The sequence below is a fragment of the Pseudoalteromonas porphyrae genome, assembly GCF_001298125.1.
Taxonomy (GTDB): Bacteria; Pseudomonadota; Gammaproteobacteria; order Enterobacterales; family Alteromonadaceae; genus Pseudoalteromonas; species Pseudoalteromonas neustonica.
Window position 1 is genome coordinate 81,482 of record NZ_LHPH01000008.1, and the last position, 20,100, is coordinate 101,581.

At 37.9% G+C, this 20,100-nt stretch carries 14 protein-coding genes and 1 pseudogene; 11 read left to right on the forward strand and 4 right to left on the reverse strand.

Annotation, left to right across the window (positions count from 1 at the left end):
• Positions 1–118: 118 nt before the first annotated feature.
• A complete protein-coding gene (locus ADS77_RS09125; protein ID WP_316244666.1) occupies positions 119–2,536 on the forward strand; it encodes a hybrid sensor histidine kinase/response regulator in 2,418 nt (805 codons plus the stop codon).
• A 302-nt stretch (positions 2,537–2,838) separates the two neighbouring features.
• Here the strand turns inward: ADS77_RS09125 and ADS77_RS09130 are convergent, their stop codons facing one another.
• A complete protein-coding gene (locus ADS77_RS09130) occupies positions 2,839–7,380 on the reverse strand; it encodes an EAL domain-containing protein (protein WP_054454007.1) in 4,542 nt (1,513 codons plus the stop codon).
• Between the two features lie 147 nt (positions 7,381–7,527).
• Between ADS77_RS09130 and ADS77_RS09135 the strand changes: the two genes are divergently transcribed.
• The 3 genes and pseudogenes from ADS77_RS09135 (at position 7,528) to ADS77_RS09140 (ending at position 8,884) form a co-directional block, all read left to right on the forward strand.
• Positions 7,528–8,082, forward strand: coding sequence for an isochorismatase family protein (locus tag ADS77_RS09135; RefSeq protein ID WP_054454009.1), 555 nt, complete (start codon positions 7,528–7,530; stop codon positions 8,080–8,082).
• 10 nt (positions 8,083–8,092) lie between these two features.
• Positions 8,093–8,218: pseudogene (locus tag ADS77_RS22690) on the forward strand (DUF6436 domain-containing protein); the annotation flags it as partial.
• Positions 8,219–8,689: 471 nt separating this feature from the next.
• Complete coding sequence (locus ADS77_RS09140; RefSeq protein ID WP_054205004.1) at positions 8,690–8,884, forward strand: (2Fe-2S)-binding protein; 195 nt, start codon at positions 8,690–8,692, stop codon at positions 8,882–8,884.
• Positions 8,885–8,950: 66 nt separating this feature from the next.
• Here the strand turns inward: ADS77_RS09140 and bfr (ADS77_RS09145) are convergent, their stop codons facing one another.
• From bfr (ADS77_RS09145) to ADS77_RS09155, 3 genes are all read right to left on the reverse strand, one after another.
• Positions 8,951–9,415, reverse strand: coding sequence for a bacterioferritin (gene bfr / locus ADS77_RS09145; RefSeq protein ID WP_054205003.1), 465 nt, complete (start codon positions 9,413–9,415; stop codon positions 8,951–8,953).
• A gap of 10 nt (positions 9,416–9,425) precedes the next feature.
• A complete protein-coding gene (gene bfr, locus ADS77_RS09150; RefSeq protein WP_054205002.1) occupies positions 9,426–9,899 on the reverse strand; it encodes a bacterioferritin in 474 nt (157 codons plus the stop codon).
• Between the two features lie 184 nt (positions 9,900–10,083).
• On the reverse strand, positions 10,084–10,356 hold the full coding sequence (locus tag ADS77_RS09155) for a hypothetical protein (RefSeq protein ID WP_054205001.1): 273 nt from the start codon (positions 10,354–10,356) through the stop codon (positions 10,084–10,086).
• A gap of 426 nt (positions 10,357–10,782) precedes the next feature.
• Between ADS77_RS09155 and ADS77_RS09160 the strand changes: the two genes are divergently transcribed.
• The 7 genes from ADS77_RS09160 to ADS77_RS09190 all read left to right on the forward strand — a co-directional run bounded on the left by ADS77_RS09160 (position 10,783) and on the right by ADS77_RS09190 (position 19,885).
• Positions 10,783–15,540: a PAS domain-containing protein gene (locus tag ADS77_RS09160; RefSeq protein ID WP_054454011.1), complete on the forward strand. Its 4,758-nt coding sequence runs from the start codon at positions 10,783–10,785 to the stop codon at positions 15,538–15,540.
• A 46-nt stretch (positions 15,541–15,586) separates the two neighbouring features.
• Complete coding sequence (locus ADS77_RS09165; protein WP_054204999.1) at positions 15,587–16,081, forward strand: GNAT family N-acetyltransferase; 495 nt, start codon at positions 15,587–15,589, stop codon at positions 16,079–16,081.
• Between the two features lie 82 nt (positions 16,082–16,163).
• Entirely contained in the window at positions 16,164–16,670 is a 507-nt protein-coding gene (locus ADS77_RS09170; protein ID WP_054454013.1) for a hypothetical protein, read from the forward strand.
• A 29-nt stretch (positions 16,671–16,699) separates the two neighbouring features.
• Positions 16,700–17,311 (forward strand): superoxide dismutase, encoded by a 612-nt coding sequence (locus ADS77_RS09175; RefSeq protein ID WP_054454015.1) that lies wholly within the window; start codon positions 16,700–16,702, stop codon positions 17,309–17,311.
• 85 nt (positions 17,312–17,396) lie between these two features.
• Positions 17,397–18,758, forward strand: a complete 1,362-nt coding sequence (locus ADS77_RS09180) for a DNA-3-methyladenine glycosylase 2 family protein (RefSeq protein WP_054454017.1) — start codon at positions 17,397–17,399, stop codon at positions 18,756–18,758.
• Positions 18,755–19,237: a methylated-DNA--[protein]-cysteine S-methyltransferase gene (locus ADS77_RS09185; protein WP_054454112.1), complete on the forward strand. Its 483-nt coding sequence runs from the start codon at positions 18,755–18,757 to the stop codon at positions 19,235–19,237. Before ADS77_RS09180 ends, ADS77_RS09185 begins: the two co-directional genes overlap by 4 nt.
• A gap of 54 nt (positions 19,238–19,291) precedes the next feature.
• Positions 19,292–19,885, forward strand: a complete 594-nt coding sequence (locus tag ADS77_RS09190) for a thymidine kinase (protein ID WP_054454019.1) — start codon at positions 19,292–19,294, stop codon at positions 19,883–19,885.
• Positions 19,886–20,100: the final 215 nt, after the last annotated feature.

Sequence of the window (20,100 nt, forward strand, 5' to 3'; positions counted from 1 at the left end):
CGAGGTAATATGGCTTTACTTTTTTTGTTGTCGCAGCGCTAAACCTTTATTTGTTAGGGGCCTTGTATACTGGTTACTAATAGGTACACCCCTTTTAGCTGTTTTTGGCTATTTTTTTGTGAAGCTCCCAGCCTTAGAAATTGCCACAGCTTTAGTTAAATATTTTTTAAATGCTGCCATTGTTTTAAGTGTGATTGATTTACTTAGCTTCTTCTTTTTAAAAAAATCTTGGCAAACCCGCGACCTATCCCTGTACAAAATTCTTAATTATATCGTTAGCTTACTTATTATATTGGTGGTGATTTTAACAACTATCGTGCTTACGAATAATCACTACTCGCGTATTGAATATGAAGTTAAATCGCAATTAGGAGAAAAGTCGAAAGATATTGCGGCCAAAATCGATTTGTATCTGAATGACTATCGTCGAGGCGTAGTGCTTACCGCAAAAGCAATTGAGCAAGGAATTGATGAGGAGCTTGCGCTAAACCATTTAATGGGGCTGTACCCAAACTTACGTTCTTCTATTGTGAGTGATAATAAGGCTATTGCACGTATTTTTAATCCAATGAGTTTAAAAGAAAGCTTAAAAGATGATGCCCCCTCTATTGCCGACCGCGATTACTATATAAAAGGCAAAGACTCACCTAAAGGGTATATTTCAAATATATTTAAAAGTAGGGGATTAGGCAATGTGCCTATTGTTGGTGTGTCCGCTCCTATTTACAAAAATAGCGAGTTTCAAGGTATTGTTGAAGGCTCACTTGTTTTTGATTTTTTCTTTCGCTTTAGACCCATAATATTTGAAAACGACGGTGAGTTGATTGTTTTAGATGCGAGTAAACAAGTTGTATTTAGCACATTAGGCGATCACTATCGGGTATTGAATCAATTAAGCTCAATACAACTAGATGCTTTACGTGGTGACGAACGTGGTGTGATGGTAACAGAACTTGATGGAGAGCAGTATTATGTGCAATCTTATCTATCGGAGCAGCAAGGCTGGTATGTTGCAACATTATTGAAGCGAAAATATGCAAATTTAGTTGCAGCAAGCGCATGGGGACAGTCTTTATTTTTAGCATTAGTTGTGATTGCTTTGATCAGCATTTTTATAACTCAATTGAGCCGTTGGCTAGTGAGGCCAATAAAGCAGTTATCAGCCCAAATAGATGAGTTTGAGCCCACGGCAACGGCAACAACCATCGATAATCCTTATAATTCATGGCTTGAAGTGTTTAGTTTACAGCGTCAATTTGCAACACTTGCATTTAATTTGACGTCAAATTTTAGAGATTTAGAGCAAGTAAATAATGAAAATGAAGCACTAAATCAGCGTTTAAAAAACTTTAATGTGAGCTTGGAATTTCAAGTAAACGAAAAAACAGATGAGTTGATTAAAGCGGTTGCGCTGGCGAATAAAGCAAGTCAGGCTAAATCGCAATTTTTAGCAAATATGAGCCATGAAATACGCACACCACTTAATGGTATTATTGGCCTAACAGATATATTACTTAAAAATAAAGCAATAAACCAAGAAGGTAGTGAGCACCTTCAAATGATTCAACAAAGCGCAAACAATCTTTTACTGATCCTAAATGATATTTTAGATTTTTCTAAAATTGAAGCTGGCGCACTGAAACTCGATACAAGATCAGTCGATTTACATCAATTGTTAAATCAACTGACATTAGTATTTACCAATACAGGACTGCAAAAAGGCGTTGCTTTTACATTAGAGATTTCTGCCAATGTACCTCAAGTTATGGAGCTCGATCCTCTTAGGTTAAGTCAAATTGTGAACAACGTGCTTAATAATGCAGGTAAATTTACTAAAAGCGGTAAAATTGAAATGTCAGTTTCATATTTTGACGGCACGTTATCGTTGTCAATTAGTGATACGGGAATTGGTATTTCGGAAAAACAACAAAGTCAGCTATTTAAAGAGTTTACGCAGGCCGATATATCAACCACACGGCAATATGGTGGCACTGGGCTGGGGCTGGCTATTTGTAAGCGAATCGTAGAATTAATGGGCGGCAATTTAAAACTAAAAAGCAAAGAAGGTGAGGGAAGTTGCTTTACAATCGCTGTGCCTGTGAAAGTCGCGCAATTATCTGAGCCGGTTAATAATGAACAACCTGTGCCTGATTTATCTGATTTTAATGTACTGCTTGTTGAAGATAATCCAATTAATCAGATGGTTATTTCAAAAATGGTTGGAGACACTGGGTGCTCATTACATATAGCGAGCGATGGCGAAAAAGCACTTGTGTGTTTAGAGACCATGAAAGCTGACATTATTTTAATGGACTGTCAGATGCCTAATATGGACGGTTTTCAGTGTACGCGTGCGATACGAACTCACCCTGAAAAGTATGCTGATGTAATTATTATTGCGATTACAGCAAATGCGTTTGAAGATGATCAAAAACGGTGTTTACAGGTAGGCATGAATGATTTTATTGCTAAGCCAGTTGATAGAATATTGCTTTATAAGTGTTTAAATAAATGGGTCGGAACGCTAAAATCATGATCATTTTCGGTAATTTACTAACCGCGATTAGACGTTATTAATACTAGGGCGTGTTGACCTTTCGTGATTGATTTTGCAGCAGTCTATTTGGTATTTAGGCAAGACAGCGCCTATGGTGTGTGGTTGTTCCCCATAAATAGGCGATAACGCAGGAGCAGTTATCGAGCCCGCTAGGCTACAAACCTCGCGCCGCGATAAAATCGCCCCTAGATTGAACGAATTTCAATCCACAAAGGTCAACACGCTCTAGTTGTAAACCTTAAGTTTGAGGCTATTTTATTTCAGAAGCATTCGCTTCTTTTTTAAATGCTTTGTAGTTTATCAATCACGTTATTAATGTAGTCATCACTTAATAACTTATCAGCGGTAATTGGCCGTGCAAAATAATACCCTTGTAAATCATAACAACCAATGCGGTTTAAAAAGCGTATTTGTTCGATTGTCTCAACGCCTTCAGCAATACAATAAAGGTTAAGGTTTTCAGCAAGTGTATGAATGGTCTTTAATATTGATTCATTACCACTGTCTTGACCGATTTTACGAACAAAACTTTGATCGATTTTTATCACGTCGATTGGAAATTGATTTAAGTAGGTCAAAGACGAATAACCAGTACCAAAATCATCGAGTAATAATTTAAATCCTGCATTTCTGAGTGTTTGTAGCTGCTTTGCTGCTTTATTTTTATCATCAAGTAGCGTGTTTTCAGTAATTTCTAAACGCAGTTGTACAGGCTTTATATGGTGTTGAGTGAGAATGAACAATAAGCGCTCTGTTAAGTTGGATTTTAGTATATGTACTGGCGATAAATTCAGAGATAAATAAAAACGTGGGTTAGCACGTAACAAAGGCGCTAACTCTTTAAGTGCACGGGAAAGTGCTTGTTCGGTCAGTACATCAATTAGGCCTGTTTCTTCTGCAATAGGGATAAATTTAGCTGGGGAGATAAACTGGCCTTCATGTTGCCAGCGCATCAGTAGCTCCACACCTTTGATTTTTTTACTTTTTACATTCACAATTGGCTGATAGTTATTGAAAAGTAGATCATCTTTAAATGCATCCTTTAATGCATTTTCTAACAAGAGTTTTTGTGTAATTTGGTCATTCATTTGCTCAGTAAAAAACTTAAACCCATTACGCCCAGATTGTTTAGCATGCATCATTGCGATGTCAGCATGTCGGATCAATTGATCTGCGGTTTTTGCATCAAAGGGATAAAGAGCAACACCGATACTTGCTGATATGTTAATGGCAAAATCATCAATAACAACCCTTTTAGCGAGTTCGATAGTAAGTGCTTTGACTTGTGCGCTAAGTGCCTGAGGTGAGTTGAGGTTATTTACTAAGAGCAAAAATTCATCACCACTTTGACGGCCTAAAACTCCATCGCTATCTAACATCGCATTGACTCTTTGCGTAATATCGCATAGTAGCTGATCGCCTACCGCGTGACCAAATGAGTCATTTACAGGTTTAAATTTGTCTAAATCTATAAATAACAATGCTGATAAAGTTTGACGCTTATCGGCATCTTTTATTGCCCGATTGATTTTTTGATACATCAGTGTGCGGTTAGGGAGCTTCGTTAATGGATCGTAATTAGCTAAGTACCTAAGTTCGTTTTCTGCTCTTTTTTGCTCAGTTAGATCAGATATAACCACGACATAATAACTGACGAAGTCACTGTCTTTAGCAACAGCAGTAATACTAATGTGAATTGGGTGCGATGGGTTTGTTCTGGTTTTTATGTATGCATCACCACGCCAGTTTTGTCGGGGTTTTAGTGAATTTAGTATCTTAATGTAATCAGCGTATTGTTGTTTGCCTAACGCAGCTAAAAACCCTTTTAAATTTAAAGTGGCGGGGCTTGAATCAACAGAAAAAGCATCTGCAAAACTGTTATTAACAGAAAAGGGGAGTAATTGATGATCTAAGATTAACAACCAATCATTTATTTGACTAAATGCTTCACCTAAAACCGCTGCTTGCTGCGCTGTTGCACGACTTTCTGTGATATTTGTATATATACCCGATACACGAATTGGTTTTTTATTTTCATCGGTTTCAATGACTTCCCCAATATCTTGATACCACAGCCAGTGGCCTAATGCGTGCTTTAAACGGTATGTCGCTTGCCATTGTTGCTGGTTTTTTTGTTCTAGGAATGCAGCCCAATCCAAGCTTAACTGGCGCTTGTCATCAGGGTGAATTAACGCAGTAAATTGTTCAAAACTGTGTGTATGGGGTAGGGTTTCATACCCTAGCTCGTGCTTTACTCGGTGCTGAGTGGCGCTGCGCGTTAAAAAGTTTACTTCCCACACGCCACTTTTACTGCTAGATAACGCAAGCTCAGTTTGCTGTTGCGAGTCGAGTATTTTATCGTGAGCTAGTTTTATCGTTTGTTGCCGTGATCTATATTGCCAAAAAATAATAAATAATATAAAGAGTCCAATAATAAAATAAAGGCTGATTGCAAGAGGAGAGCGCCACGGTGCGTATGCAATACTAAAATCCAGAGTTCGGGTTTTACCCATTCCAGAACCATGTATATGGTATGCGGAAATGGATAATTGATAATCGCCAGGAGGGAGTTTAGTAAAAAAAACATTATTATTTTTTATTTTTTCATAACTAAAAGGGCTTGGGCCTTGTAAAGACACTTTATAGTGTGTTTTGTCTATATGCTGAAAATTAAAATTCGAAAAACTGACTTCTAAACCCATATCTTCGGAGTTTAACTGAAGAGGTTGTTCACTATATTTTAATGGGTGGTAGTCGAGTGGACGAGAAAATAATGATATATCAGTAATTTCGGTTGTAATATTTTGTTGGTCACTTGGTACAGATAAAAAATCTTGCGGGGCTAAAGTTAACAACCCTAACGTTGTGCCAAATGCCAGTCTCCCATCACTTAACGGAGTATGTGAATCAACATTGAATTCATTAACGGTTAAACCATCACTAACAGTGTAAGTATCAATTTGCATTGAACTTAAATTGAGTCGGTACAAGCCATTTTGACTACTTACCCATAAAAAACCAAAAGGATCTATCTGTAAAGCGAAGATCGATTTTGTTTTTAGACCGCTGGCGAGATTGACTCTGTATTTTTCTTCATAGGTATTAGCATCTAAGCCTATTAAGCCTTCTTGAGAAGAAGCAAGCCAAAGGATATTGTTATAGTCCAGTACCCAATCATCTATCGTAATATAGGACAGTGGATTATAATTTTTAACTTCGTAGAGTAAAGTTAACCTTTCACGCTTTTCATTATAACGATAAAGTGCACCAGAGACGCTTATAAGATGATCATCAGGATAGGTATTAAGAGGTTTTAAAAATCTATGCACGTTAATAGGATCAAGTTGCTCCTTGAGGCCCCTAATGGGGCGTGTGTTACCTGTTTTACCATCGTAAATATAAAAATCTTTTTCGCTAAAAAATGCAAATGTATCTGTTTGAATTTGGTAGTAACCATATGTTGGTCCTTCGGTCAAAATATTCTGGGTGATCCCTTGCATTGGAGTTGGAAGCAGTTTTTCTGTTTGTTTATCAAACAAAGCTAGGCCATTATAAAGCAATAGCCATAAAAATCTGTTTGGTTCGTTTAGCTCGGCAGGGGCAATGCCATATACGCTATATTGTCCATAAAATGCTTTTGTATCTGCTGTTGCTAGGTAAGTTTTGGTAATACCCGCTTTTTCATTAATGCGTGTTAAACCGTTATTAGTACCTAGCCAAAGTGCATTAGTGTCATCTTGAAAAACAGATAATACGACATTACTATGTAATTTATCTCGACTTGTAATTTCGATGTTATTAAAACGACGAGCAAACGTTGACCACGTAAAAACACCTTGTGAGCGAGATGCAAGCCACATTAATCCTGTTTTATCTACCATGACATCTAAAATAGTATTATCGGTCATGTTAAATTTACTTTGATCGAACCGCAGTATAAATAAGCTTTGATTAGTGTGACGGTCATATTGATATAAGCCATCTTGAGTGACAACAAACTCACCAAAGGGTGTATTTATATAATCCCAAATATTGTGATGCGGTATTAGCGTTTTTATATTTGCAAAGTCGAACTGGCTATTTTTATCGAGAGAAATGCTATAAAAGCCTTCAACAGTACCAACCATCAAACCTAATTGAGGGTCTACATGTAAGAACTTTATATTATTATTATCTTCATTTAGTTTGTCTTTGCTCAGCAGTGGGATTTTGGTGATGTGATCATCAATCAAAGATTTAGAATACAAGCCATTGCTAGTTGCTATGTAAATAAAGTTATTATGAATAGTTAATGCACGAACAAGGTGTTCAGGTTTATTTATTGAAAATGTATGTGTGAAGGTGCTGTGTTTACTATCAAACGTATAAACGTGGTCATTGATAGCGTAATAAAAAAGAGTCCCTCTTTGTTTAACCGCATTAATAGGAGAGTAACGTTTATCTTCTTCACTTAGTTTTCCTGAATAAACCTTTCTGGTGACGAGTGTTACCGGGTTAATAAGAAAAGCCCCTGAATATTCTGTTGAGACAAAAATCTCATCACTTTCGGTGGCAAATAGGAATAAAATCGATGCTTGGTCTAACCCTTGCTCACCCGTGAATGTTTTTACCTGATATCCATCGAAACGGTTGAGTCCTTGTTTTGTACCAATCCAAACAAAGCCAAGATGATCTTGTAATGTGTTGGTGACGTAACCTTGAGATAAACCCTCATCAGGGGAGAGACGTTGCAGTTGTAGCGCATAATTTTGAGCATGTGAAGTAGTGCTGTATAAAATGCAGAGTAAGGCGAATAAAATGAAAACAACAATATGCAAACGCACTTATAAGGCTATCCCAATAATGAAGCTAAAATTATGTTAGTAGAATGCTAAATATAGCATAAGAATTTATAGTTTAATTAAAGAATTAGCGATAAATGATAAAAGGGTTATGATTAAGTTTGGCCCCAATAAAATAAGGAGTGTATTATGCGTCATTTCTACAATGTACAAGCGTCTCAAAGTGTTCTCTTAGTAGTGGATATTCAAGAAAAACTGCGCCCCGCAATGTTGCATTATCAAACTGTGGTAGACGTTACCAGCCAATTAATACAGGCAGCACAATTGCATTCGATTCCTATCGTGTTTACACAACAATATAAACAAGGTCTAGGTGATACCGAACAACAATTAAAAGCACTCGCACCCAATGGTAACTATTTTGATAAAAGTCATTTTAGTGCGTGTTTGGAGCCTAATTTCATTCCTTTAATGAAAAAATATAATCGCCCACAAATTATTGTAGTAGGTATGGAGGCTCATGTATGCGTATTGCAAACGTGTTTGGATTTAATCGCGCATGGTTTTGATATTTTTATACTATTAGACGGTGTGAGCTCGCGAAATGATTTACATCGCGATTTGGCTGTAGAACAATTGCGCCAAGCAGGGGCTGTGATCAGTTGTGCTGAGAGTGTTATTTTTCAGTGGACAGAAGTTGCAGCAACGCCACTTTTTAAAAAGATCCTTAAAATAGTGAAATAATTCGAAAAAACTCTCAGAAGGGCTCGCATGCTCTGCATCTGATGGCTTTGTTGAGTTAGTGATATCAAACTTACTCGCAGGTTTTAATAGTGAATTAGTTATTTCAGATGCAAAGGGCTGTTACTGTATTAGTTAACGTGTAATCAAAATAACAGAAGAGTTAGCGTTAATGCACACTAGTCACTGTAGATAGGGCCTTTGCGTATAAATATTTGCGTAGATCCATAATTTTTTGTGTTGAACTTTATAAGTCTTATCCTCTAATAGTCTTTGAAGATCGCTGTTACTCATTACAATCGCTATTTGCGGTAATTATAAATCACAACTTAATCGTTATTGATATTTTTAGTAGGCTCGCTCTTGTCGTTAAAGTGAAGAAGTTAGCTATTAGCATGTTGTTAGCGCCCTTGTAGCAGTCACATCAGAATTAGTAGAACATTATAAATTTCCTATCATTAATTGAGACTAAATATCGTCTGCTTTTAAAAATCAACACCTTGCAAAAGAAGCAATAAATAGTAAAAAAATTGTACAAATAAATATTGATAACTATTTTCGTTTAGATTAATATGTATTTACTAAATGTTATTGAGAGTGGTTTGTATTCATGTATATCTGTTTATGTCATGGTGTGACAGATAAAAAAATTGAACAAGCAATTGACGAAGGCGCGACTACGATGCGAGAGCTAAGTAAAGAGCTGAACGTTGGCAGCCAATGTGGAAAATGCTGTGGTTGTACAAAAAAAATTCTCAATCGCAAATTGATTCAAATAGCTGATATCACCGACCAAGTTGCTTAATATTGTTTCGATTAAAGTACATATAAAAAAAGCAGCCAAGGCTGCTTTTTTTAGTGTCAGATAATGTTACATCTGCGACTGTAAGTAGTTTTCAATGCCTGCGCTCTTAATCAGCAGCTGTTGTGTTTCTAACCAGTCAATTTGCTCTTCTTGTTCAGTTAAAATATTATCTAGCGCTTCGCGGCTAATATAATCTTTTTTACTTTCAGCAAGTTTAATCGCTTCTTTTAAATCAACAAGTGAATCAAGTTCAAAACTCATATTGGCTGCAATCATTTCTTCGCTATTTTCACCAATACGTAAACGACCTAAATCCTGTAGATTCGGTAAGCCTTCTAAAAATAAGATACGCTCAATTAAACGGTCTGCATTTTTCATTTTTTGAATTGAAGTTTTGTAGTCTGCTTTATCCAGCACACTAAAACCAAAATCTTTAAACATACGTGCATGTAAAAAATACTGATTTATTGCCACAAGCTCATTGGCTAGTATCTTATTTAATGCAATAAGAACGTCTTTATCACCTTTCATATTTTAGCTCCTATTCGCCCATTTGTGATTGGTGATAGTTTTGGCTACCAATTTTATCAATCAAACCAAGTTGTTGTTCAAGCCAGTAAACGTGATCTTCTTCAGTATCAAACAATAGCTTTTCAAGTATTTCACGTGATTGGTAATCTTTTTCTTCTTCACATGTTGCAATAACATCTTTAACACAGGCAACTACTTCGAGTTCAAGTGTTAGATCATTTTGCATCATAGATTTTACATCATGACCAATAATAAGATCACGACGTTTAGTCATATTTGGTACACCCTCAAGGAACAAAATACGTTTGATTAGCCAATCAGCGTGGTCTTTCTCTTCTTCCATTTCGTGATTCAGGCGTACATAAAGTTTATCTAGGCCCCAATCATCATACATACGAGAGTGGATAAAATACTGATCGATTGCAGCAAGTTCATTTGCTAACAACCTATTGAAGCTGTCGATAACTTTTTGATTACCTTTCATAATGGCGTACCTTTAAATCATAATTGTGACAAGTTTAGTCTATATCGACATAAATGCAAGTATTTTCCTTTTAAATCATATGGTTAATATTGAGTTTGATTCTCGTTTAAATTTGCGTTAATGGTTGGTTTATGAACAGTTTTGTATTTGCATTTCTCTTTTAAGTGAGGCCAACAGTGACACGCTAAAAGATGACCATTAAAAAAGTCGCTATAAACCCAATCCATAATGTGCCATTTGCTCGCCACTTAAAAACAATGAAGGCTTGATAGAGCATGGCGATAAAAAATGTAAGTTCTAGTAATAATTGAACAGGAAAAACTAAAATGACATAAAGTTTAGCGTAGCTCGATGCGCTTGATGAGCTTATTTGATCATTTAGCATTGAAGTTATTGCGTATTCAAAGCCCAAAAAGCAGAGGTGGTTTATTATTAAAATAGACAATACAAACTTCATCGTGCAGTCCTTTTACACTTGTTGATTAATAAGTGTAAAAGCGATTATCGGAAAAATAAAGTTTGCGGGGTATTTAGTCCATCAAAAGTGCTTAGTGTACCTTTTGTGCCAAAAAGTAAAGATCGTTGATAGTAAAAAATACAGGCGTTAATGCCATTAACGACCATAGTGTTCGTATACCCAAGCCACCAATGTTAAATTTATACTTAAAGTTACATACCCCTGCGTTGTTAGCTTGCTCTTTATAGCAATCATAGCTTGTAAGTATTTTGCCTGTATCGCCCAGCTAAAGTAAAAATAATTAATGAGTTTTTGTATATTAAGCCTATTCATGACACGTATAAGCTTGCGTCTTGTAGTATTTAATGCCTTAATATATTAACAATAAAAGTTGAGTTAAAACCGAAGGTTGGGATAGGGAAAGCAATGAAAAAAAGTGTGTTAGATAGTAAAGTGCAGTCAATCCGAAGTAAGTTGATTGTTACTTTTATTATAATCTCTTTAGCACCTTTATGTTTGCTTTCGTGGTTCAGCTTTATACACGTTACTAATTCTCTGGATAAAAGTGCCCGCATAGAGCTCAGAGAGCTAAGTAGTATTGGTAAACAATTTGCAGATATTTGGTTTGCAGATCATATAAAAGATTTATATTTATTAAACGAACAATTACGTCACAGCCCACTTCATAAACAATTATTAGTTAACGAATTTGTAGGGCGCTATGATTTTGTAAATCAAATTCATATACTCGCAAACCCTATTAATACCCCAATCCCTGTCACAGATGGTTTATTTTCTCATTTGCATCAAGATCAACTCATTACTATGTTGGCTCAAATTGAACAAGGTAAACCGAGTGTGTTTGTGTCTGTGTTAGGTGAAAAAGCCCATAATCACTTTATTGCTTTGCCAATGGGTGAAGGGGATCAACGTTTAAAATCGATTGTTCTTGTTGACGTTAACTTCCAAGGCCTACTTAAAAACTTAGCGCATATACATGATATAAACGAAAAGCTTACATTTTATATTATTAAAAATGGTGAATTGGTTCAAAACACTGATACTGATGGCGGGTTGAGCTTTACTGAAAATTTGACTGATGAGCAACCATTAGACAAGGTGTTTAGTTATACCAAAACGGATGGTGCAAAATATTACGCCATTTTAAGTGATTTAGACTTTTTAAACGCCACAGGTTGGCAACTCGTGGTAGAAAAACCCGCTGCAGTGATGCTTGAAGGTGCTACTGAATATAAAAAGCTTGCAGTATGGTTAAATGGTTTTGCATTACTGGTTATTTTGATGCTTTCATGGTGGTTTGGTAGACGCCTATCAAACCCATTAATAGTACTGGCGAATGCAACAACGCAAGTGACGCAGGGACTTAGAGAAAATATTCCGATCCTCAATGACTCTAGTGAATTAAACCAATTATCCATTGATTTAGAGCAACTGATAACGGTAAAGGCGCAGCATCAAACACGATTACAAGAGCAAAGTGCTGCATTACAGCTTGCCTTAAAAGAATTAGCGGAACAAAAAAGTGCATTAGATGAGCATGCGATTGTGGCCGTGACCGATATAAAAGGGACTATTTCTTTTGTTAATAAAAAGTTTTGCGAAATAAGTGGCTATGAAGAAGCTGAATTACTGGGCCAAAATCATCGAATATTGAATTCAGGAACTCACTCAAGAAGTTTCTTTGAAAATATGTACAACACGTTGGAAAAGGGTAATGTTTGGCATGCGCAGATCTGTAACCGTAATAAAAGTGGCGCGTTATATTGGTTAGATACAACAATAGCGCCATTTTTAAATGAACAAGGCAAACCGCAAAGTTATATCGCTATTCGTACTGATATCACAAGCTTAAAACTTCAAGAAATGGAGTTAGAGCAGCATAAAACACAACTAGAGTTGGTACTAGATAGTACCGCAGTGGGTGTATGGGATTGGTACATTGATACAAGTAAGGTTTACTTTAACAATCGTTGGGCTGAAATAATTGGTTATGATTTAAAAGAGCTTGAACCAACGACGATTAATACTTGGCTAGATAATGTTCACCCAGATGATGCTATCGTATCAGAGAAAAAACTAACTGAGCACTTTTGTGGTCAATCTGACAACTATGTTGCCGAATCACGTATGAAGCACAAAAATGGTCAATGGGTTTGGATTTTAGATACAGGCCGTGTTGTTGAATGGAATAGCGACGGCACACCAAAACGTATGATTGGCACTCACTTAGATATTACGGCACACAAGGAAACTGAATATCAACTTCAGCAAAGTCGCGATAGATTTGCGTCTTTGGTGGGCAATATTCCAGGCATTGTTTATCGATGTAAACATGATAAGCAATGGACAATGCTATATATGAGCGACCAGACTAAAGCGATTACCGGCTATGAGCCTTTTGATATTGTAGATAACTACCAATTAAGTTTTGCACAAATAGTGCACCCTGACGATGTTCAACACATTGAAACAGTAATAAATGAACAGGTTGCACTCAAACTGCCTTGGTCTGTGGAATATAGGCTGATTGCACTAGATGGTAACGTCCATTGGGTACATGAAAAAGGTCAAGGAGTATATGATTCACAAGGGAATGTACTTTATCTAGACGGTTTTATTTTAGATATAACTGAGCGCTACAATACTCAATTGCAATTATATCGTCAGCAAAGTTTACTCGAAACAATGAGTAAGCAAGGGCAAATTGGTGCATGGGAAGTCGACTTAGAAGCGAATACGATTTATTGGTCTGAAGAAGTCAAAGCTATTCACGAAGTAAGTGATGATTTTGAGCCAGTCATAACCCAGGCACTAGACTTTTATAAGGAAGGCGAACACCGAGACAAAATTAGTGAACTGTTCGAAAATGCGGTTATTCGTGGCAATAGTTGGGATGTTGAACTGATCATCATTACACAAACAGGTAAAGAACGTTGGGTTAAATCGATAGGGCAAGTTGAATTAAAAGATGAACGCTGTGTTCGTGTTTATGGTTCTTTTCAAAATATAGATACCTACAAACGATTAGAGTTAGAAAGTGAAAAAACCAACCAATATAATACTAATTTAGCAAGTATAACGGTTTCTCCTGACGTATTAGCGGGTGATTTTAGCGCGGTTAAAGATTTAGTCGCACAATCTATGTGTGATGTACTTAACGTGCAGCGTGCATCTGTATGGATATTAGAGCGTGGTACTAATAAAATGCATTGCGTCAGTCTCTATGTTGATGGCTCTGGCTTTTCGCAAGATACTTTGTGTTTAGATATCACAGCGTACCCTGATTATTTTAAAGCGATATTTGAAAATGGCTTAGTCGCAATAGATAATGTGGACACTCACCACGCATCATTAGATTTTGTAAAAGATTATTCAAGGCCGTTGAATATCAAATCAATGTTGGATGCAGTGATCTCAACAGGTGAAGGGATTTTAGGTGTCTTGTGTGCTGAGAGTGTTGGAGAACAGCATAATTGGAGCCAAAATGAAGAAACTTATTTGCGTTCTTTAGCTACATTGGTTGGCAGTGTTTTGATGTCGCAAAGTCGTAAGAAAACAGCGGAAGAATTAAAAGTTGCACTTGCCAAAGCAAATGATGCTGCACTTGCTAAAAGTCAGTTTTTAGCAACTATGAGTCATGAAATACGTACGCCAATGAATGGTGTACTGGGTATGTTAGAGCTAATAGAACTTGAACCATTAACCAAACCCGTTGAAACTAAAGTGGGGATTGCTAAAAATAGTGCGCATTCACTTTTGTCCGTGATCAATGATATTTTAGATTTTTCAAAAGTCGAAGCAGGTAAAATTGATTTAGAATCAATTAATTTCAATGCCAGAGACTTGATTGGTGAGGTAGCTGAGTCGCAGGCGCTTAAGGCGCAAGAAAAACAAATAGAGATTATTCTCGATTTAGTCGCTTTAGTGCCATCTCAGTTCAAAGGTGACCCTGGGCGAATACGCCAAGTGTTGACAAACTTACTTAGCAACGCAGTAAAATTCACTTCTCAAGGGGAAGTTGTTATCACTGCAGCTGTGCAAAACATTGATCAACAGTACCAATTGAGCATCAAGGTCAAAGACTCGGGTATTGGTATACCGCTTGCCAAGCAGCAAAGTTTGTTTAGCCCATTTTCACAAGTGGATGCCTCGACTACGCGTGAATACGGCGGCTCAGGTTTAGGTTTAGCTATATGCAAACAGTTATGTGAGTTGATGGGCGGGGCTGTTACTTTGTACAGTGAAGTTGACAATGGCTGTGAATTTACGGCGACAGTAATGCTAGAGTTAGGCACCGAACAAGAACGCAGTATTCCAACAATAGATATGCATAAATTACGTGTTCTGGTTGTGGATGATAATGAAACAAACCGGTTGGTAATTAGTCAACAATTGGCCCACTGGGGGGCATCGGTTGCCTTAGCTTGCGATGCTGAACAGGCTTTGGCTATGTGCCAAACGTGTATTGATAATAAAGATCCCTTGTATGATATCGCAGTACTGGATATGCAAATGCCTAAAATGGATGGGATCCAATTGTGCCGATTGTTAAAAGCAAACGAGCATTTTAAAGCCATGCCTTTAGTTATGATGACGAGTATTGCAGGATTAGAAGGCGCGCAGCGCTATAGTGATGCTGGTTTCCAAGCGTATTTTCCAAAGCCAATCACCACGGCCGATTTAATTTCTGCAATGGCAGTGATCACTGATAAAGATAAAGCACTTGATTTACCAATGATAACCTCGGGTTATATTTCTTCATTGCGCAACACTAAACAGGATCCAACACATCATTTATTGTTAGTTGAAGATAATTTGATCAATCAAAAAGTGTCTCAACTTATGTTGAGTAAATTAAATTATCAGGTAACGTTGGCTGAAAATGGCCAAGAAGCGGTTGATATTTTGGCACAAAAGCCCGCACACTTTTTTGATTTGGTGCTTATGGATTGTCAAATGCCGATTATGGATGGCTTTGATGCAACACGTTCAATACGCCAAGGAAATGCAGGTACAAAGCATCAAGAAATCACTATTATTGCATTAACTGCTAATGCAATGGATGAAGATAAAGAGTTGTGCTTAGCGTCAGGTATGGATGATTATCTTACCAAGCCGATTCAGTTACAAACCCTCAAAGAAAAGCTTGAACAATATCATTGAGCTTTTTATTCCAACAGATACTCACATACAAAGGTGACCTCAGTACATGACTAATTCTACATCGATAATATTACGCGATGCGTTACCAAGCGACGCTGCGACTATTTTGCATTTTATTACCGAACTGGCAATTTATGAGAAAGAGCCTGATGCAGTTAAAACAGATGAACAAGCTATTTTAAAAACATTATTCAGTGATGGCGCAACAGCCCATAGCGTTATTTGTTTAGATGGCGATGAACCGATTGGCTTTGCTGTTTACTTTTATAATTATTCCACGTGGCTTGGCAAAAATGGCCTTTATTTAGAAGATTTGTATGTGAGTCCCGATAGCCGCGGTAAAGGAGCGGGTAAACTCATTATGCAACATCTTGCACGCCAAGCCATAGCAAAAGAGTGTGGCCGTTTTGAATGGGTGGTTCTTGATTGGAATAAGCCAGCTATTGATTTTTATAATAGCATGGGCGCTGAGCCTCAAAATGAGTGGATAATTTATCGTTTAACTGGTCAAGCATTAATAGATTTCGCAGAAAATAAATAGCAATATAAATAAAAATCATTTGTATTAAGTTGTGATGGTGTGTAGATTATGCACATCATTTAATTTTGCGCAGGTGATTTTTATGGCACATCCCCAGCTTAGTAATAAAGCCGAACTTCCACAGGTAGATCAAGCACTCAGCCCTTGGCAATCTAATATAATGGCGGGTAATTATGCGTTTGAACGTGGTGCCTTGTTGGAAGCGCGTGATAAATACACCACCGCACATACTTTAGCATCTCACTTATTAAGCCAGTTTAGTCAAGCACAAACGTGCCAGTCAGTCATTGCAGCCATAGAGCATTGTTGCCCAGCGCTGGTTGTGGCGGCACATAATTTAGCTGACACTTATCGAGCGATGAGCCAATCAGATCAAGCTTGCCAGTGGTTATGTGATGTTCATATAACACTGAGCCATTTAATTGAGCACCCTTGTAATACCATACGCACCGTGGTTGCTCATCATCATCACAAAACGTATACAGAGCTTGTGCAATTTGCAAAAAGCCACAGCCACTGCCCGCAACTAATTGAAAAAATTAACCACACTTTAAGTTATACCCCGGATCATACTGCCACAGTACATTGATCACGTTACGCAAGCCCAAAGGAGCAATTATGGCGTTTATATTACCCGCGTTACCTTACGAATATGATGCATTAGAGCCGCACTTAGATGCAAAAACTATGGAGATTCACCACACATTACATCATCAAACTTATATTAATAAAGCCAATGCTGCATTAGAAAATACTGAGTATGCTAATACGGATGTACATGAGCTATTACGTAATATTGATACAATAGCAAGCCCATTAAATAAGGTTGTGCAAGAGCATGGTGGCGGTCACGCAAACCACTCGTTATTTTGGACTGTTATGAGTCCAAATGGTGGGGGAGAGCCCACAGGTACTTTATTTGATGCTATCACTGAGCAGCTTGCAGGCTTTGACAGCTTTAAAGAGGCATTTACCGCTGCGGCAGTCAGTCGTTTTGGCAGTGGTTGGGCATGGTTAAGTGTGACTGCAGATAAAACGTTAATCGTGGAAAGCAGCTTAAACCAAGACAGCCCTTTAATGCATGGTAATACACCTATTCTTGGTTTAGACGTATGGGAACATGCATACTACTTGAAATACCAAAATCGCCGCCCAGAATACATCGCCGCTTTTTATAATGTGATTAATTGGAATGAAGTGGAACGACGTTATCTAGACGCTATTTCATAACATTTTATTGAGTGCCGAAAATGGCTAGTAATGTATGGTTTTTCACGTAATCTAATTGATAGATAAAGTTAGTTATGAGAGCTCCATGGATAATAGCCATTGGCAACGTGCCCGTCAAAGTCGCGATCATCGCTTTGACGGCGTATTTTTTATTGCGGTAAAAAGTACCGGTATTTATTGCAGACCAATTTGTCCCGCCCCCACGGCCAAAGAACACAATGTTCAGTACTATCAATATGCGCATAGTGCTGCACAAGCAGGGTTTAGGCCTTGCATACGATGTCGCCCTGACAGTGCCCCAGGTAGTGGCGCATGGCAAGGAACCAAAACCAGCGCATTACGTGCAAAATACTTAATTGATCAAAACTTAATCCAGCCACAAAATTGTGAACACCTCGCTGCGCGGTTAGGTGTTAGCAGCCGCTATTTACGTCGCTTATTTATGCAGTATTTTGGTATTTCAGTCACCCAGTATCGACTATTTAATCAATGCCATTTTGCTAAAAAATTACTGCAAGAAACACATTTACCCGTATCGCAAATTGCGTTTGCATCGGGCTTTAGCAGTATCCGCCGTTTTAATGATGCCTTTTTACAGCAGCTGCATATTTGCCCCAGTAAAATGCGCGCAACTAATAAACCAAGTAACCCCACATTGACGATCAAATTGCCTTTTAGGCCACCCTATAATTGGGCTGCATTACATCAGTTTTTAGCGCGCAGGCTTATATCACCTATGGAATGGTTAAGTGATAATAGTTATGGACGAAGTTTTAATACGCATGGTTGTAAAGGGCAATTTACGGCTGAGTTTATTGAACAAAAACATCATTTTTTAGTATCAATAGATATTGATGAACCGCGTTATTTACACCCCATTTTAACTCAGATACGCCGTATACTTGATTTAGATGCGGATACTACATTAATTGAAGATCACCTTGAGACACATACTCACGGCGCAATTAAATTAACAACAGGGTTACGATTACCGGGTATTTGGTCAACGTTTGAGGCGGGCATTCGGGCTGTGCTAGGTCAGCAGGTGAGTGTAACGGCTGCACACAACTTAGTGGCGCAATTAGTTCAAGCATTAGGTGAAAAAGAGCAAGACCGTATTTATTTTCCTCACCCGCAAGCGGTTGCAAACAGTGAGTTAGATTTTTTTAAAATGCCGCAGGCTCGTAAAAACGCATTACGTGCGCTAGCCCAATTTTGTGCTGATAATCCTGATTGCGAACAGTTGGATGAATGGTTAGGGTTAAAAGGTATAGGCCCCTGGACGGTCAATTACGCAAAACTTAGGGGGCAAAGCCAGCCTGATATTTTACTCGCGGGTGACTTGGGAGTAAAAAAAGCGCAAGCAGCAGCAAAGCCCTTTAATGATGAACTGTGTGCACCATTTCGTTCATATTTAACATTTCAACTATGGCAGCAATTATTATGAGTATTGTACAAATTAAGATCGCCAGCCCACTCGATGACATTATAATTCAAGCGACTGAGCAAGGAGTGAGTTATGTTGGCTTTTACCCGGCAAAAGAATACCCAGAACAGATATTGAAAGATGTAAATAATATTCATATACATCAGTGCATAAGTCAGCTTGATGAATACTTTAATGATACGCGGCGCACTTTCACTATTAACTTAGATACCAAAGGCACTGATTTTCAAAAAAGTGTATGGCAGGCATTGTTAAATGTGCCATTTGGGCAAGTACAAAGTTACAGCGATATAGCTCGCGCTATTGGTAACCCAAAGGCGGTACGAGCTGTGGGTGCTGCAAATGGTAAAAACCCTATTAGCATAATAGTGCCGTGTCATCGAATTATTGGTGCCAGTGGAAAGTTAACTGGCTACGCTGGTGGGCTTGAGCGTAAACAATGGTTACTTAAACACGAAGGTTACCCAAGTCAGGGGTGATGTTATGGGTTATTTGATGTAGCATTAGCGCACTTTTTATTGGTAGGCACTTTTATGGCTCAGCTGTATTTTTATTATTCTGCGATGAATGCAGGTAAATCCACCACATTATTACAATCAGCATTTAATTACCGCGAGCGAGGTATGGAGCCCGTAATATTAACGGCTGCCATAGATAATCGCGCGGGTGTGGGTAAGGTGTCATCACGTATAGGGCTTGAGGCTAAAGCGCATATTTTTGATGCAAATAAAGATGTATTTGACTTAATAAAGTCATTAAACAGCGAAAAAAAGCGCCATTGTATACTTGTCGATGAATGCCAATTCCTATCAAAAGAACAAGTCATGCAACTGACCGATGTAGTGGACTACTTGGGCATTCCTGTGTTGTGTTATGGGCTGCGTAATGATTTTAGAGGCGAGTTATTTAGCGGCTCTCAATATTTACTCGCATGGGCTGATAAACTGATTGAATTGAAAACGGTATGCCATTGCGGCCGTAAAGCTAATCATGTATTGAGAACAGACGAAGATGGCAATGCAATTGCCGATGGCAACCAGGTAGAAATAGGCGGCAACGACCGATATGTATCAGTGTGCCGCAAGCATTATAAAGCAGCGTTAAATATGGAGCGCTTGAGCGCTTGATATCACCTCAATAAATGTATCAATGTTGGCTCGAGTAATATCCAAATGCGTAACTAAACGTAAGGTTTTACTCGGGCTTATTAAAATTCCCCGCTCTTTTAACACCAGAGCAATGGTATTAATATCGATGTGATCAGCAACATTGGTGTATTGTCCGAACTCTCAAATTTAACAGTCAATATTGAGGGATTACATGAATAAATATTCGTGGGGAT